Genomic DNA, 16,403 nt, shown 5'->3' on the forward strand with positions numbered 1-16,403 from the left:
GGGGCTCGCGACTCGTCGGCAGATCGGGCGCCGGTCGGCCCGTGTCGTGGACGGGTGCACGCGGCGGGCCGCCCCGCCATACCGGGGCTTCCGATATAGGCACGCCCGGAGCCGACAGACCCCGCGCCGGCAGTCCGCTCCATCCGTGGCCGGCGGGCGGGCCGCCTATCGCTTCTGCCCCTCGAACGGCGTGAAGAAGGCTTCGATCTCGGCGAAGCCCATGGCCTCGTCGAGAAAATCGAATCGCCCCTCGCGCGCCATCGCCCGCGCCGCGCGGGCGATGCTGCCATAGGCCAGCCGGGCGAGGCTGGAGCCGATGCTGATGCGGCGCACGCCGGCCTTGCTCAGTTCATCCCGGGTGAAACGCGCGCTGCCGATGCCGATGACGACATTGACCGGCCGCGACACTGCCGAACAGACCGTCCGCACCGCCGCGATGTCCGGCAGGCCGGGGGCGTAGAGCACATCGGCGCCCGCCGCCTCGAACGCCTGCAGCCGGCGGATGGTGTCGTCGAGATCGGGTCGGCCCCACAGGAAGTTTTCGGCCCGCGCGGTGAGCACGAAGTCGCCCGCAAGGCCCCGGCGCGCCTCCGCCGCCGCCGCGATGCGCTCCACCGCGAGGCTGAGATCATAGATCGGCGCGTCCGGCCGGCCGGTATGGTCCTCGATCGAGCCGCCCGCCAGCCCCGTGCGCGCGGCGGCGCGGATCGTCTCGGCCACCGCCTCGGGCGCATCGCCGAAACCGTTCTCCAGATCGGCCGAGACCGGAAGCGCGGTTGCCGCGACGATCAGCGCGCAATGGGCCAGCATCGCATCCCGCCCGGTATCGCCATCGCGCACGCCGTTCGAGAACGCCATGCCCGCACTGGTGGTGGCGAGCGCGGGATAGCCCAGCGCGGCGAAGATGCGCGCGGTGCCCGCGTCCCATGGGTTGGGCAGGATGAACGCGCCGGGCCCCTCATGCAGGGCGCGGAAGCGGGTAGCCTTGTCGTCCATGCGGAAACCTCATCCCCGGCAGGTCAAGGGCAGGCTAAAGACAGAATTGGAACATATCAAGAACAAAATTGCCGACTGCTTCTCAGGCGCCCAAGCCGGTTGCCCTGCGCCGTCCGCTGTTGCAAACATCCTCGCCCATCTGCGAGGGATGCCCGCCCATGAAGCGCCGCGATTTTCTCCGTACCGCCGCCATCGCCGCTCCCGCGAGCGCGCTGGCCGGGCCCCTTGCGGCCCCCGCCTTCGCGCAGGACGCACCGCACATCCGCTGGCGGCTCACCTCTTCGGTGCCGAAGGTGCTGGACGCGATCTTTGGCGCCAACGAGTTGGTGTCGAAATATGTGAGCGAGGTGACGGAAGGGCGCTTCATCATCCAGAACTTCGCCGCTGGCGAGATCGTCCCCGGTCTGCAGGCGCTGGACGCGGTACAGAACGGCACGGTCGAGATCGCCCAGACGCCGCTCTACTACTACACCGGCAAGGACCCGTCTTTCGCGTGCTTCACCACCATGCCGTTCGGCCTGAACGCGCGCATGCAGAATGCGTGGTTCTACCATGGCGGCGGGCGCGAACTGCAGGACGAGTTCCTCGCCAGATACAATCTCGTAGGCTTCCTCGGCGGCAATACCGGCACCCAGATGGGCGGCTGGTTCCGCAAGGAGGTGAAGGACCTCGCCGATTTCCATGGCCTGAAGTTCCGCATCGGCGGCATCGCCGGGCAAGTGGTGGCCAAGCTCGGCGTCGTGCCGCAGCAGATCGCCCCCGGCGACATCTATGCCGCGCTGGAGAAGGGCACGATCGACGCCTGCGAATGGGTCGGGCCATATGACGACGAGAAGCTCGGGCTCAACCGGGTGGCGCCCTATTACTATTATCCCGGCTGGTGGGATGGCGGGCCGACGATGAATGTCGTGGTCAACCGCGAGAAGTGGAACGCCCTGCCACGCGCCTATCAGGCCGCGTTCGAGGCGGCGGTGGCCTATGCTAATTCCGACATGCTGGCGAAATACGACGCCTTCAACCCGGCGGCACTGCGCCGGCTGGTAGCGGCGGGGGCGCAGCTTCGCACCTTCCCGCAGAGCTTTCTCGACGCCTCGTGGAAAGCTGCTATCGAGTTGAATGCCGAGATCGGGGCGAAGAATGCCGCGTTCAAGAAGATCATGGACGCGCAGATCGCCTTCCGAAACGAGGAATACCTCTGGTGGCAGGTTGGTGAATATCCCTATGACAGCTACATGATCCGCGCCCGCACGCGGGGTTAGCGGACCGCGCCAACCCATAAAAAGACGTCACCAGACCAGAGGAAACGCCGATGCCGCATTCGCCGTCCCGCCGGGGCCTGATCAAGGGCGCCGGCCTCGCCACCGCCGCCGCAGCTTCCACGCTGGCCGCGCCCGCCATTGCCCAGACCCTGCCGACCCTGCGCTGGCGGCTGACGTCGAGCTACCCGAAATCGCTCGACACCATCTATGGCTCCGCCACCCTGCTGTCGAAATATGTCGGCGAGGCCACGGATGGGCGCTTTACCATCGACGTGTTCGCTCCCGGTGAGCTGGTGCCGGGCCTGCAGGCGTTGGACGCGGTGCAGAACCGCACGGTGGAGGTGTGCCAGACCGCGCTCTATTACTACATCGGCAAGGACCCGTCCTTCGCCCCCTTCACCACGCTGCCCTTCGGGCTCAATGCGCGGATGCAGACGGCGTGGCTCTACCATGGCGGCGGCAACGAGTTGCAGAACGCCTTCCTCGCGAAATACGACGTGATCGGCTTCGCCGGCGGCAATACCGGGGCGCAGATGGGCGGCTGGTTCCGCAAGGAAATCAAGACCGTCGCCGACCTCAAGGGCCTGAAGATGCGGATCCCCGGCATTGCCGGGCAGGTGCTGGCGCGGCTCGGGCTTGTGCCGCAGAACTTTGCCGGCGGCGATATTTATCCCGCGCTGGAAAAAGGCACCATCGACGCCGCCGAATTCGTCGGGCCGGTTGACGACGAGAAGCTCGGCTTCGTCCGGGTGGCGCCCTATTACTACTATCCCGGCTGGTGGGAGGGCGGCCCGACCATCCACTTCATCGCCAACATGAAGGCGTGGAACGAGTTGCCGCGCCCCTATCAGGCCGCGTTCGAGGCGGCGAGCGCCTATGCCAATTCCGACATGCTGGCCAAATACGACGCCCGCAACCCGGCGGCGCTGCGCCGGCTGGTGGCCGGCGGCGCCCAGCTGCGCCCGTTCCCGGCCGAGATCATGGATGCCTGCTACAAGGAGAACACCGCGCTGATGGCGGAAATTTCCGCCAAGAACGCGGACTTCAAGAAGATCTACGACTCGATGCTCGCCTTCCGCAACGAGGAGTATCTGTGGTGGCAGGTCGGCGAATATCCCTATGACGGCTACATGATCCGCGCCCGCCAGAAGGGGTGAGAGACGGCGCGGTTATTCCGGCGGCTCCAGCCGTCTCCGCGATGACGGATGTCGGGAGCGCTGGCAGGGTGGCCTGTGGTGGCTCACGCGACCTTGCGCGGCGCCACCATCACCGGGCGCGCCGTCAGATGATGGTGCATGGTGTACAGCCCCGCCGCCATGATGAGGGCCATGCCGCCGATCGAGATGAGATCGGGCATGTCGTGGAACAACAGCGCGGAAAGGCCGACCGCGCACACCACCGCCGCATAGCGGAAGGGTGAGACCAGCGCCGTGTCCGCCGCCCGGAAGGCGGAGATGGTCAGCATGTGGCCGACCACCAGCGACACGCTTCCCGCGACCAGATAGGCGAGGGTCGTGGTGTCGATCATGTGCCACTGCTCGACCGAGCTTCCGGCAAAGCCGAAGCTCATGCCGACCACCGTGGTCGCGAAGGTGACGACCAGAGTCGGCACGTGTGCGCCGATGCGGCCGGTGATGAAGTCCCGGAACGCCATGAGCAGCGCGGCGCCGAGCGGCAGCAGCGCCATGGCGTCGAAGGCGGAGCTGCCCGGCTTCACGATCAGCGTCACCCCGGCGAAGCCGACGCCGACCGCCAGCCATTGGCGCCAGCTGATGCGCGCGCCGAAGAACAGCACCGCCACCGCCATGGTGGCGAGCGGGGTGATCTGGAGGATGGCGGTGGCGTCGGCGATCGACATCTCGGTGATGGCGGTGATGAACAGCATCGCCACGCAGGCCTCGGCCACCGCGCGCGCCATCACCCTCCAGTCCGCGACGAAGCGCAGCGCGGGCAACTGGCCCTTCCAGCCCAGAACCGCGATCAGGAACAGCGCCGCCATGATCCCGCGCACCGCGAGGATCTGCGAGGGCGGGATATGTTCGAGGGCGAGCTTGGAGAAGGCGTCATTGGTCGAGAAGATCGACGAGCCGGCGATCATCAGGAGGATGCCGCGCTTGGCGCTGGGGGCGTGCATGGGGGAGGTCCGAAAGAGGTGGCGCCCTTAAGCCATCCAATCGCGACGAAATCGCGACCGGCGGCGGGTGCCGGGAAAAATGTTTGTCGTCAAACGAGAAAAGGGTTCAGCCTTCCTCGCAGGCGATGCGGGCATCCAGCTCGTCGGCCTCGACCAGCCCGCCCGTGCGGCGCTCCAGTGCCTGCGAGGCGACGCACAGGCCAAGAGCGCCGATGGCCAGCGCCGCCCCGACCCAGGGCAGGTCGGCATAGCCGATGCCGAAGGTGATCGCCGCCCCGCCGATCCAGGCGCCGGCGGCATTGCCGAGATTGAACGCGCCCTGGTTGAGCGTCGAGGCGAGGTTCGGCGCGCCCACCGCCGCGTCCACTACGCGCATCTGAATCGGCGCCACGACGGCGAAGACCAGGATGCCCCAGACGAAGATGGTGGCCACCGTCGCGGTCGCGAACGGGCTGAGGAAGACGAAGACCACCAGCACGGCCGCGAGGCCGATGAAGGTGCCCATCAGCGAGGGCATCAGCCGCCAGTCGGCCAGCTTTCCGCCGAGCAGGTTGCCGATGGTGATGCCCACCCCGAACAGCAGCAGCACATAGGTCACGGCGTGCGGCGTGAAGCCGGTCACGTCGCGCAGCAGCGGCGCGATATAGGTGAACACCGAGAACAGGCTGGCCGAGGCCATCACGCTCATCAGCATGGTGAGGATCACCTGCGGACGCTTCAGCACCGCGAATTCGCGGATGATGTTGCCCGACGAATGGGGAATGGCGCGCGGCACCCACAGCGCGATGGCGGTGACCGCCAGAATGCCGATCAGCACCACCGCCCAGAAGGTGGAGCGCCAGCCCAGCGCCTGGCCCAGCGCGGTGCCCAGCGGCACGCCCAGCACATTGGCCAGCGTCAGCCCGGCGAACATCAGCGCGATGGCGCTGGCGCGCTGTTTCGGCGGCACAAGATTGGCCGCCACCACCGCGCCGATGCCGAAAAAGGCGCCGTGGCAAAAGGCGGTGACGACGCGCGCGCCCATCAGGAACCAGTAGTCCGGCGCGATGGCGCACAGGAAATTGCCCACCACGAACATGCTGGCGAGGCCGATCAGCGTGCCCTTGCGCGGCAGCGAATTGGTGATGATGGCAACGATCGGCGCGCCGACCACCACGCCCAGCGCGTAGCCGGTGACGAGCAGCCCGGCGGCGGGGATCGTCACCGAGAGGTCGGCGGCGACCTCCGGCAGCAGGCCCATGATCACGAATTCGGTCGTGCCAATGCCGAAGGAGGCCATGGCAAGGGCCAACAGCGGAAGCTGCATCGCGCAACGCTCTACATCGAAAAAGGGTGTGTCCGCTGCTAATTGGCAGCGTTACTCAACGGATCATATGCACGTTGTATTGCAGCGCAGCAATATGATGGAGCGCGCGGCAGCCATGCGGCAGGGGCGCGGGAAGCGCCCGGCTCAGCCGCCGGTGACGCTCATGTGGCGGCGCACGGAGGGCGCGCGGCCGGGGCGGTCGATGACGAAGTCATGCCCCTTCGGCTTGCGGAAGATGGCGTCGTCGAGCACCGCGTGCAGCTTGTCGTCGCTCTCGGAGGCGCGCAGCGGGCTGCGCAGGTCCGCCGCGTCTTCCTGGCCGAGGCACATATAGAGCGTGCCGGTGCAGGTGACGCGCACCCGGTTGCAGCCCTCGCAGAAATTATGCGTCAGCGGGGTGATGAAGCCGAGCCGGCCGCCGGTTTCCTTGATCGAGACATAGCGCGCCGGGCCGCCGGTGCGGAACGGAATGTCCTCCAGCGTCCACTGGCGGGCGAGGCGCTCGCGCACGGTCGACAGCGGCAGATACTGGTCGGCGCGCTCCGCGCCGGTCTCGCCCAGCGGCATGACCTCGATGAGCGAGACGTCCATGTTGCGGCCATGCGCCCATTCGATCAGGCCGGGGATCTCATGCTCGTTCTCGCCGGCGAGCGCGACGGCGTTCAGCTTCACATGGATGCCCGCCGCCTGCGCCGCATCGATGCCGGCAAGCACCTTGTTGAGGTCGCCCCAGCGGGTGAGCGCGCGGAAGCGGTCGGGGTCCAGTGTATCGAGCGAAACATTGATGCGCTTGACGCCGCACGCCGCCAGCTCCTTGGCGAAGCGGGCGAGCTGCGAGCCGTTGGTGGTCAGCGTCAGCTCTTCCAGCGCGCCGGAATCGAGGTGCCGGCCGAGCGAGCGGAACAGGGTCATCACGTCGCGGCGCACCAGCGGCTCGCCGCCGGTGAGGCGGAGCTTCCGGACGCCGCGCGCCACGAAGGCCGAGCACAGGCGGTCCAGTTCCTCCAGCGTCAGCAATTCGGGCTTGGGCAGGAACGTCATGTGTTCCGCCATGCAGTACACGCAGCGGAAATCGCAACGGTCGGTGACGGAGACGCGCAGATAGGTGACGGCGCGGCCGAACGTGTCGACCAGCGGCGCGCGCGGAGCCCCGAGCTGGATACGGTCGATGACGGCTTCGCTGGTGCTCACGCAGTCGCTCCCACGCGCAAATGGCGCTGTTCTTCTTCCATTTCTAAGGGCCGGCGCCGCTTCTGCCAAGGCGCGAGGGCCTATCAGGCGATAGCCTAACCCATTCGTGACAGTGCGTTTGCCGAAAGGCCGGCGCTTGGCGAAAGCGCCATGCCTGTCTATGTGGGGATGAACGAGAAAAGAGGAAGACGCCCGTGACCGATGCTGCCGGCACATTCTGGCCGACCGAAATCAAGGTGCACAAGGACCGCCGCGCGCTGACCATCGCCTTCGAGGGTGGGGCGAGTTTCAACCTGCCGGCGGAATTGCTGCGGGTGGAAAGCCCCTCCGCCGAAGTGCAGGGTCATTCGCCGGCGGATCGCCAGCTGGTGGCGGGCAAGCGTGAAGTGCGGATCGAAGAGGTGATTCCGATCGGCAATTACGCCGTGCGGCTGATCTTCGACGACGGCCATTCCACCGGCATCTTCACCTGGGACCTGCTTCACACGCTGGGCCAGGAGCAGGACACGCGCTTCAAGCGCTATCTGCAGGAGCTGGCGGCCAAGAACCTCTCGCGCGACGCCCCCGGCGCGGTGCGCCGGCACTGAAGAATCCGCGGTGCGTCGGCACTGAAGAATCCGCCGGGCGCCGTCACCGAGAATTTGCGCGGTGCGCCGTCACTGGCCGTTGGCGATCCCCGAGCGGCCTTGCGGTCGCCCGGGAAGAGGCTGTGGCCTCAGTTCAGCACCACCACCTGGGTGCCGACGCGGACGCGATCATAAAGGTCGGTCACGTCGTCATTGGTCATGCGGAAACAGCCCGAGGATACCGCCTGGCCGATCGTATCCGGCTCGTTGGAGCCGTGGATGCGGTAAAGCGTCGAGCCGAGATAGAGGGCGCGTGCGCCGAGCGGATTGTCGACGCCGCCGGGCATGTAGCGCGGCAGGTCGGGGCGGCGCTTGAGCATCTGCGCCGGCGGGGTCCAGCCCGGCCACTCGGCCTTGCGGGTAATCGTCTTCATCCCGCCCCAGCGGAAGCCGTCGCGGCCCACGCCGATGCCGTATTTCAGCGCGGTGCCGTTGTCCTGCACCAGATAGAGCCGGCGCTCGGCGGTGTTCACCACGATGGTGCCCGGCCGGTATTTGCCAACATAGGGCACGACCTGCCGGCGGATGGATGAATAGCCCTTCGCCGGCCCGTTGCCGAAATTCGACGGACGCGGAAAGAAGCTGAAAAAGGACGGCGTGCTTGCGCTCTGCGCCATGGCGGGCACGCTGCCGGCGAGTATCACGGCACCCAGCGCCAGGGCAGCCATTGTCTTCAGTCGCATTGTAAGCCCCATAGAATTGCCCCGTTCCGTCTGTCCGCCGCTGAGGAAGGCGGCGGCCGACCGACACCGAAGCGCGAACAGCCCCGCCGGAGTATGCGGCGAAAATACGGGCGCTGCCAGTGGCCCGACCGCGACATTTGGATTCCGGATGTCACGACACCGTCGGCCCACAAAGCATTGGGCTTATGGAGCAACTTTTCGGAACGGACGGGTACCCGCCGTTTCGGTCGATCTGCTGGCGCCGGCGGGATACGGGAAGATTTGCCCGGCGCTATGGCATGAAAGCCACAGGTCGCGCCTGTCACTTCGCCGGGTCGCCAAAGATCAACGCGCTCACCGGCCGGCCGAAGAAATGAGCCCCGGCCTGGGTGAAGTGCGAGCTGTCATGCTGCAGCGGCACTCCTTTGGCTATCAGCGGACAGTCGGTACCGCCGCAGGCGGCGTCGAACACGGAAATGTAGGTGACATGCGGGTTGCCGGCGAAATGCGCGCGCAGCCTTTCATCCTGCCGGCGGGCACTGGGGAGAAGGTCGGCTCCCGCTCCCGTATCGCTGTCGCCGGCCATCAGGCGGCGGGCGAGAAGCTTGGGCACCGAATCGCGATAATGCGGCACCGGGCCGACCACCACGACGCGGATGCCCTGGCGGGCAAAGCCCTCAAGCGCCTCATCCAGCGCCGGCGTCGGTGCGCCCAGCCCGCCAAGCACCAGTATGTCCGGCTTGTTGGCCTGCACCCAGTCCCGCGCGAAGGCATTCATCGCCGTGCAGTAGGGCAGGCGGGAATTTGCGGGTTCCAGCACCGGCGGGCAGGCGGCGCCGGTAATCTGGCCGACGGCATAGCCGCGCGCCTCGCCGGCCTCGATGAACGCAGTGATGAAATGGGCGATATGGCTGCTGCCCCACACCAGCATGGAAGGGTGGCGGGTGGGCAGGCATTCCGGCTTGATGACGAACGCGGCCTGGAAGAAGGGGGTGAAGCAGAAGCCCTGACGGAACACCGGGTCGCCATTGTAGAAGGAATAGGCGGCCAGGCGCTGGACCTCCGGGTCGAGGCGCGTCGGCAGGCCGCGCGTGGAGATGGCGGTCTGCGCGAAGGCCGCGAGCGCTAGCGTGCCCGCCATTGTCGTCCCGAGGAGCACTTTCGGGGTGAAGGCGCGGCGGTTGACGCGCACCGGCTGCTCGACGAAGCGCCACGAGAGAAAGCCGAGCAGGGTCGAGAGCACCACCCCGCCGACGAGAAAGGGCAGGGGCGCCACCGGGCCCAGCCATTCCCGGCCGAGCGCGGCGAGCGGCCAGTGGACGAGATAGAGCGAATAGGAAATGGCGCCGAAGAACACCATGGGTCGGCTGCCCAGCAGCCGGGTCGGCAGCGTCGTCTCGCCCTCGCCGCCCCAGATCACCAGCGCGGTGCCAAGACAGGGAATGAGCGCCAGCAGCCCCGGAAAGGGCGAGGCGGAGCTGAGGCCGACCATGCCGCCAAGGATCAGGGCGCAGCCGCCGGCCACCGCCGCCACGCGCACCGCCCGCCGCTCGGCAAAGCGCATGCCGGGCAGCGCCAGCGCCGAGCCGATCAGCATCTCGAAGGCACGGAAGGGCAGCAGGAAATAGGCCGCCGCGGGGTCGCGCGTCACCATGAACTGGCTGGCGGCCAGCGAGGCGAGAAGCAGGGCGGGCACGCTCCAGACGATCGCCCGCCGGCCGAAGCGGGCGGCGATCAGGACGAGCGCGGGGAAGAGGAAATAGAACTGCTCCTCCACCCCCAGCGACCAATAGTGCAGCAGCGGCATTTCCTGCGCGGCCGGGCCGAAATAGTCGGTGCGCTGGAAGAAGAAGATATTGCCGGCGGCGAACACCGACCACAGCACCGAGCGGCCGAAGATCATCATCTCGTACGGCAGCAGGATGAGCGTGGCGAAGGCGGCGGTGACGGCGGTGACGACCAGGAACGCCGGCGCGATGCGGCGGATGCGGCGCTCATAGAAGCCGAGCAGCGAAAAGCGGCCCGCCTCGACATCGCCATAGATCGACTTGGAAATCAGGAAGCCGGAAATGACGAAGAACACGTCGACGCCGACAAAGCCGCCCGGCAGCCAGGTCGCGCCGAAATGGTAGAGGACGACACCGAGAACGGCGACGGCGCGCAGGCCGTCAATATGGGCGCGATAGCGCAGGGAATGATGCACGGAAAACCGGAGGCTGATGGAGGCGGGCAAAGGGCGCAAAAGGTGGCGCCATTATGGACGCTGCGCCGCCGCAGTGGCATGCCCCGCTTGCGCCGTCACCTGCCGCGCCCCCAGTTAGGCCGGGAGTGTGGCTGTGCGGCCATAGCGGCGCCCGCCCGCCTCAGGGCGCCTGCGGGGCAGGGGCAGGAGATGGCGCGGCGCCGAAGATCGCCGTGCCGAGCCTCCCGCCGAAATAGGCGACGCCCTCGCGGGTGAAATGCGTGGGGTCGAACTGCAACGGCGCGCCGTCGATCATCATCGGGCAGTTGCCGTCCGGGCACAGGCCGAGGAGGGAGACGAACTCCACATTCGGATTGCCGGCGAAATGCGCCGCCATCAGCCGGTCGGAGCGGCCTGTCGCCTCGGTGAGGTCGTCATCGGCGAGGCGGCTCGGCGCGTTGCGGTACAGGCGCTCGGCCAGGATTTCCGGCACCGGGCGCCTGTAGTGCGGCACCGGCCCCAGCAGCACCACGCGGATGCCGGCCCCGTGCAGGCGGGCGAAATCGGCATCGAGCTGTCGGAATTGCTCGGCCGAGACCAGCGTGTCGCCGCCAATGACCACGATGGACGGCCGGTGTTCCAGCAGCCAGTCGAAGGCGAAGCGGTTCAGCGTGTCGCACATGGGGGTGATGGACGACTGCACCAGCGGCGGGCAGGCGGCGGCGGTGATCTGGCCGACCGCATAGCCCTGCGCCTTGGCGATCGGCTCCAGCGCGCCGATGAACTGCGCCACATGGCTGCTGCCCCACAGCACGAGGCTCGGATGCGTGTCGGGCAGGCATTCCGGCGCGGGCCGGGGCCGGGGGCGATTGCCGTTGATGAAGCAGGTGCCGTCGCGCACCACCTCGCGGAAGGGGTAGCGGGTGAAGGCGAGCACGCGCTGGATTTCCGGGTCCAGCCGCCCGGGAAAGCCGCGCGTGTCCGAGGCCAGCGTGCCGAAGGCGATGAGCAGCGCCCCGCCCGCCGCTGTCCCGCCATAGACCAGCCCGCGCGAGAACAGACGGCGGTTCTGCCGCACCGGCTGTTCCACGAAGCGCCAGGACAGCCAGCCGAGCAGGGTCGAGAGCGCGACCCCGCCGACAAGGAAGGCCGGCGCCGGCAGGTCCGGCAGCAGATGGCGGGCAAACACCACGATCGGCCAGTGGACGAGGTAGAGCGAATAGGAGATGGCGCCGAAGAAGACGAGCGGTCGCAGCCCGAGCAGCCGCGCCGGCAGGGTTTGCGTGCGCTCTCCGCCCCAGATCGCCAGCGCCGTACCAATGCACGGCACCAGCGCGAGCACGCCCGGAAAGGGCGAGCGCTCGGTGATGAGGAGCATGCCGGCGAGGATGAGGGCGAGCCCCGCCAGCATCGCCGCCGTGCCGGTCTTGCGCCCTTCGGGAAAACGAACGCCGGGCAAGGCGAGGCCGGCGCCGATCAGTAGCTCGAAGGCGCGGAAGGGCAGAAGGTAGAACGCCGCTGGCGGGTTGAAGGGGCGGATGATCTCGCAGGCGAGGAGCGAGACCACCAGGAGGCCGAGCACCAGCTTCCCCCGCGCTTTCGCGGCGAACCGCGCGCACAGCAGCACCAGCGCCGGAAAGAGGAAATAGAACTGCTCTTCCACCCCCAGCGACCAATAGTGCAGCAGCGGCGTCTCTTCCGCCGAGGGGCCGAAATAGTCGGTGCGCAGGTAGAAATAGACGTTGCCGAAGGCCAGCACCACCCAGATGAGCGAGCGCCCATAGGTCATCAGCTGGTTGGGGAAAAAGATCAGGAAGGCGGCAAGGCTGGTGGCCGCCGTGACCACGAAGAAAGCCGGCGCGATGCGCCGCATCCGCCGCTCATAGAAGCCCAGGATCGAAAAGCTGCCCGCGTCCACATCGGCGTAGAGCGACTTGGCGATGAGGAAGCCGGAAATGACGAAGAACACGTCGACGCCGATGAAGCCGCCCGGCAGCCAGTCCGCGCCGAAATGGAACAGCACCACGCCGAGCACGGCGATGGCGCGCAGGCCGTCAATATGGGCGCGATAGCGCAGGGGATTATGCACGGACCGCAGGCTCTTTCAGGCAGGGGGAGATGAGGGGCGCGGGTCTCGGTCTGGGCATCAGAACAGGCTGCCCTGGCGCGGCGAGGCTTCGGGGGAAGCGTCGGAAAGGCCGGGTGGCGATTCGGGCGCGGCGGCGGGCGGCGGGTCCTCCTTCGCCGGCCCGCGCGCGACGATCACGAGGCGATCGTCCGGCAACGGCCGCTGCAGGGCGCGCGCCTCGCTCCACGGTGCGCGCAGCCACGTCTCGCGTTCCTCGGCGGTGGTGAGAATCACCGGCATCGCCTTGGGGTGGATGGGCTCGACGACGCCGTTGGGCGCGCAGGTGAGAAAACCGAACAGGTCGTGCTGGCCTTCCACCGGCGCCGCTTTGGTGCCGCGCGTGCCGTTCCAGCGCGTCCACAGCCCGGCGAAGAAGGCGAGGGGGCGCTCGTCGCTCACGGCAAACCACACCACGTCCTTGCGGCCGGTGGCGGGGTTGGGCAGCGGCGCATATTCGGAAAAGCTGGTGAACGGCACCAGGCAGCGATGCGCCGGCCCGCTCCAGCCACGCCAGTGCGGCGAGGCGAGGTTGCGGATATTCGTCACCGGCGGGCCGGCGACCGTGGGCGGCGAGGGCATGCCCCAGCGGGCGAGCGCCAGTTCGCGCGTGCCATCTGCGCCGGTGCGGACGATCGGTGCGGGAAAATCCGGGAAGATGCCGGTCTGCGGCGGCAGGTTGCCGGCGAGATTGCGCAGCGTGCCGACCAGATCGCTGATGGCGTGGAGATTGGAGTGATGGCTGTAGAGGTTGCACATGGGGCGCCCCTGCCGGCCCGGATGCCGAAGCCGTGCCCGTCGCGCTCCAGACCTTAAGCGCTTTCGGCCCTGAGCGCTTTCGGCCGGGGAAGGCGGATGGTGGGCGATGCAGGGATTGAACCTGCGACCCCTCCCGTGTGAAGGGAGTGCTCTCCCGCTGAGCTAATCGCCCGTCGGCCCCGTCGGATGTGTCCGGGGCCAGCGCCATCGCGGCGGGATGTAGTGTGTCCGCAGCCCGGGTGTCAAGCGGGGTTGCGCCGTCACCCACGGGAGAGAAGGCGCTCCACCGTTTCCACCAGCAGGTCGTAATGGCCGATGAAGGCATCGCCGCCCAGTTCCTCGGCCGGGATTTCGGTGTAGCCGAACGGCACGACGATGCAGGGAATGCGGGCATTCTTCGCGGTGAGAACGTCGGTCATGCTGTCGCCGACCATGATGGCGCGGGTCGGCAGGCCGCCGGCACGCTCGACGGTGCCGAGGAGATGGCCGGCATCGGGCTTGTAGACCGGAAACGTGTCGGAGCCGGCGATGACGGCGAAACGGTCGGTCAGGTCGAGCCGGTCGAGCAGCAGGCGGGAGAGATATTCCAGCTTGTTGGTGCACACGGCCAGCACATGGCCCCGGGCGGAGAGCTCGTCCAGCGCGTCGAGCAGGCCGGGATAGGGGCGCGAAAGATCGGCGATATGGGCGGCGTAATGGTCGAGAAAGCGCGCATAGAGCGTCTCGAACTCGGGCGGCTCGACGGTGATTCCGGCGGCGGTGAGCCCGCGATTGACCAGCGCTTTGGCGCCAGCGCCGATCATCTTGCGCGTCTCGTCGCGCGGCAGGCGAGCGGCGCCGACCTCGTCGAGCACGATGTCGAGCGTGTCGAGCAGGTCGGGGGCGGTGTCGACGAGCGTGCCGTCGAGGTCGAAGGCGATCACGGCAGGAGGCGAAGTGGGCATGACGATTTCCGTGGAAGGTGACGGGAAAAGCGAGGGCCCGGTGCCGCGAGACGGGCTTCCCACTCTGGGACGCGATCCGATCAGATTGGCGCAATCCGGTCGGTAAATCGCCCTCAAACTCAAAGATCGAGAGCGCGATATCCGAACATCTTGCTGTGCACGCTGATTGGCGCGTCTTCTAGGCCTACAATCCTGCCGCTTTTGCTGTCCAGCCTGCCGCGTCCATCGGGCGCACGCGGGCGTGCCGGCGATGCGCGGAAGATGGGCGAGGCACAGGGTATCCCGGCAATGAGGATGACGATGCAGAACTGGCATGTGGCGGTGGTGGCGGCCGCTCTCGGGCTTGGCGTGCTGGCGGGCGGCGGCGCCATGGCGCAGGAAGACAAGCCGGGCGACACGCCCCCGGGCCCGGCATCGGCGGCGCCTGCCGAGGCGCCCGCCGGCGATGGCCCCTATGTGTTCGCCTCGCCCCCGGCGGCGCAGGCCAACCGGCTCTATTCGGTGAATGTGCGGACCGGCGAGGTGAATGCCTGCCAGTTCGAGCGCCCGGAGGGCAGCCTTGTCGGCGTCACCCGCTGCTTCCGCCGCGATGCGAGCGCACAGGCCGCCGCGCCGGGCCGCTACGACATCATGTCGACCCGCTACTCCGGCGAGACCGGCGTTTTCCGCGTCGATGCCGGCACCGGCCAGATGAGCGTCTGTTATGTCCGGGACATGCCCAAGGACGGCGGCGGCGTCGAGCCGGCGGTGGTCTGCACCCCGCCTTCCAGCCAATGATCGGCGGGGGAGGCGGCGGCCGGCGGGCTTGTCGGCGCGCGCCAACGGCGCTACGCACGAGGTGAAGATTAAGAAGTCCTAAAAACGAGGGCCCGGCGACAATCATGACCGATGCCGACAATCTCAAGAGACAGGCCGCCGCGCAGGCCCTCGAATATGTCCGCTCGGGCATGAAGCTCGGCCTCGGCACCGGCTCGACCGCGAAGCATCTGGTCGACCTGCTGGCGCTGCGGGTGAATGAGGGGCTGGAGGTGGTCGGCGTGCCGACCTCCGAGGCCACCCGCGCCCAGGCCGAGAGCCTCGGCGTTCCGCTCGGCACGCTGGACGAGCATCCGGTGCTCGACCTGTGCATCGACGGCGCCGACGAGGTCGGCCCGGACCTCACCTTGATCAAGGGCGGCGGCGGCGCGCTGCTGCGCGAGAAGATCGTCGCCTCGGCCGCCAAGCAGATGATCGTCATCGCCGACGCCTCGAAGAAGGTGGAGGTGCTCGGCACCTTCCCGCTGCCGATCGAGGTGGTGGATTTCGGCGTCGCCGCCATCCGTCGCGGTATCGACCGCGCGGCCCGCAATGCGGGCTGCCACGGCCTGCTGACGCTGCGGCGCCGGCCGGACGGTCATGTTTTCGTCACCGATCAGGGACACCTGATCCTCGATGCGGCCTATCACAGCATCACCAACCCGCAGGCGCTCGCCGCCGAGCTCTCCAATGTGCCGGGCGTGGTCGAGCACGGCCTCTTCATCAATCTGGCGAGCCGCGTCATTCTCGCGGGCGCCGGCGGCGTGACGGTCATCGACCGCGCGTGAGCAGTTCGTCAGGAGACTTTCATGCAGCTTGATATTGCAGCAGCGCGCGCAGCCCGGCTGACCGCGCCGTTTGCCGCCGCAGCGATGGGGCTTGTCCTTCTCGCCGGCGGTGCCCCGGCGCTGGCGCAGGACACCGCGCCGTTCCAGCTTGCCCAGGCCGCCGCCCCCAAGGCGCCCGAGCCCAGCGCCGAGCAGATGAAACTCGCGAACGAACTGCTCGTCGCCAATGGCGAGGCCAGCAGCTTCGACGCGGTGATCCCCAATGTCGTGGACCAGACGGCGGCCAGCTTCGTGCAGTCCAATCCGGACCTGATTCGCGACCTGCGCGAGGTCGCCAAGCAACTCTCCACCCAATATGAGAGCCGCCGCTCCGAGATCGTGCAGATCCTCGCCAAGATCTACGCCACCGAGTTCACCACCCAGGAATTGGGCGACCTTCTGGCGTTTTACCGCTCGGAGGCCGGCACGAAGCTGGTGGCCAAGCGCGAGGATTTGCTCAAGGCCGGCTTCAGCAGCATTCAGGCCTGGAGCGCGGCCTTCGCCCGCGAGATGGACGCCCGGGTGCGCGAGGAAATGAAGAAGCGCGGCTTCACCATCTGATCGCGGCGCCGTCGCCTGAAAGAAAAATGCCCGGCT

15 protein-coding genes and 1 tRNA gene are annotated in these 16,403 nt (G+C 67.8%); 6 read left to right on the forward strand and 10 right to left on the reverse strand.

Annotation, left to right across the window (positions count from 1 at the left end):
- Positions 1-165: 165 nt before the first annotated feature.
- On the reverse strand, positions 166-996 hold the full coding sequence (locus tag EV667_RS07795; RefSeq protein ID WP_131834679.1) for an isocitrate lyase/PEP mutase family protein: 831 nt from the start codon (positions 994-996) through the stop codon (positions 166-168).
- 158 nt (positions 997-1,154) lie between these two features.
- On the opposite strand from EV667_RS07795, the gene EV667_RS07800 reads away from it, so the two are divergent.
- Together EV667_RS07800 and EV667_RS07805 are read left to right on the forward strand one after the other, a co-directional pair.
- Entirely contained in the window at positions 1,155-2,255 is a 1,101-nt protein-coding gene (locus tag EV667_RS07800) for a TRAP transporter substrate-binding protein (RefSeq protein ID WP_131834680.1), read from the forward strand.
- A gap of 50 nt (positions 2,256-2,305) precedes the next feature.
- Positions 2,306-3,412, forward strand: a complete 1,107-nt coding sequence (locus EV667_RS07805) for a TRAP transporter substrate-binding protein (protein WP_131834681.1) — start codon at positions 2,306-2,308, stop codon at positions 3,410-3,412.
- An 83-nt stretch (positions 3,413-3,495) separates the two neighbouring features.
- On the opposite strand, the gene EV667_RS07810 is transcribed toward EV667_RS07805, so the two are convergent.
- The 3 genes from EV667_RS07810 to moaA all read right to left on the reverse strand — a co-directional run bounded on the left by EV667_RS07810 (position 3,496) and on the right by moaA (position 6,886).
- Positions 3,496-4,389 carry a DMT family transporter gene (locus EV667_RS07810; protein ID WP_131834682.1) on the reverse strand — a complete coding sequence of 298 codons (894 nt, stop codon included), beginning with the start codon at positions 4,387-4,389 and terminating at the stop codon, positions 3,496-3,498.
- A 106-nt stretch (positions 4,390-4,495) separates the two neighbouring features.
- A complete protein-coding gene (locus tag EV667_RS07815) occupies positions 4,496-5,695 on the reverse strand; it encodes an MFS transporter (protein WP_131834683.1) in 1,200 nt (399 codons plus the stop codon).
- 144 nt (positions 5,696-5,839) lie between these two features.
- On the reverse strand, positions 5,840-6,886 hold the full coding sequence (gene moaA / locus EV667_RS07820; RefSeq protein WP_131834684.1) for a GTP 3',8-cyclase MoaA: 1,047 nt from the start codon (positions 6,884-6,886) through the stop codon (positions 5,840-5,842).
- Between the two features lie 194 nt (positions 6,887-7,080).
- Between moaA and EV667_RS07825 the strand changes: the two genes are divergently transcribed.
- Positions 7,081-7,473, forward strand: a complete 393-nt coding sequence (locus EV667_RS07825) for a gamma-butyrobetaine hydroxylase family protein (protein ID WP_131834685.1) — start codon at positions 7,081-7,083, stop codon at positions 7,471-7,473.
- Positions 7,474-7,601: 128 nt separating this feature from the next.
- Here EV667_RS07825 and EV667_RS07830 read toward each other — a convergent pair whose 3' ends face one another.
- The 6 genes from EV667_RS07830 to EV667_RS07855 all read right to left on the reverse strand — a co-directional run bounded on the left by EV667_RS07830 (position 7,602) and on the right by EV667_RS07855 (position 14,184).
- Entirely contained in the window at positions 7,602-8,207 is a 606-nt protein-coding gene (locus EV667_RS07830; RefSeq protein WP_131834686.1) for a L,D-transpeptidase, read from the reverse strand.
- Between the two features lie 289 nt (positions 8,208-8,496).
- Positions 8,497-10,377 carry an acyltransferase family protein gene (locus EV667_RS07835; protein ID WP_131834687.1) on the reverse strand — a complete coding sequence of 627 codons (1,881 nt, stop codon included), beginning with the start codon at positions 10,375-10,377 and terminating at the stop codon, positions 8,497-8,499.
- 160 nt (positions 10,378-10,537) lie between these two features.
- Complete coding sequence (locus EV667_RS07840) at positions 10,538-12,445, reverse strand: acyltransferase family protein (protein WP_131834688.1); 1,908 nt, start codon at positions 12,443-12,445, stop codon at positions 10,538-10,540.
- 57 nt (positions 12,446-12,502) lie between these two features.
- Positions 12,503-13,240, reverse strand: a complete 738-nt coding sequence (locus EV667_RS07845) for an SOS response-associated peptidase (RefSeq protein ID WP_131834689.1) — start codon at positions 13,238-13,240, stop codon at positions 12,503-12,505.
- 97 nt (positions 13,241-13,337) lie between these two features.
- Positions 13,338-13,412: transfer RNA gene (locus tag EV667_RS07850), tRNA-Val, on the reverse strand.
- A gap of 88 nt (positions 13,413-13,500) precedes the next feature.
- A complete protein-coding gene (locus tag EV667_RS07855) occupies positions 13,501-14,184 on the reverse strand; it encodes an HAD-IA family hydrolase (RefSeq protein WP_131834690.1) in 684 nt (227 codons plus the stop codon).
- Positions 14,185-14,484: 300 nt separating this feature from the next.
- On the opposite strand from EV667_RS07855, the gene EV667_RS07860 reads away from it, so the two are divergent.
- The 3 genes from EV667_RS07860 to EV667_RS07870 all read left to right on the forward strand — a co-directional run bounded on the left by EV667_RS07860 (position 14,485) and on the right by EV667_RS07870 (position 16,367).
- Positions 14,485-14,961, forward strand: coding sequence for a hypothetical protein (locus EV667_RS07860; protein WP_245516024.1), 477 nt, complete (start codon positions 14,485-14,487; stop codon positions 14,959-14,961).
- 104 nt (positions 14,962-15,065) lie between these two features.
- Complete coding sequence (gene rpiA / locus EV667_RS07865; protein WP_131834691.1) at positions 15,066-15,767, forward strand: ribose-5-phosphate isomerase RpiA; 702 nt, start codon at positions 15,066-15,068, stop codon at positions 15,765-15,767.
- Between the two features lie 21 nt (positions 15,768-15,788).
- Positions 15,789-16,367 (forward strand): DUF2059 domain-containing protein, encoded by a 579-nt coding sequence (locus EV667_RS07870; protein WP_131834692.1) that lies wholly within the window; start codon positions 15,789-15,791, stop codon positions 16,365-16,367.
- Positions 16,368-16,403: the final 36 nt, after the last annotated feature.

The sequence above is a fragment of the Ancylobacter aquaticus genome (assembly GCF_004339465.1).
In the GTDB taxonomy this organism is placed as follows: Bacteria; Pseudomonadota; Alphaproteobacteria; order Rhizobiales; family Xanthobacteraceae; genus Ancylobacter; species Ancylobacter aquaticus.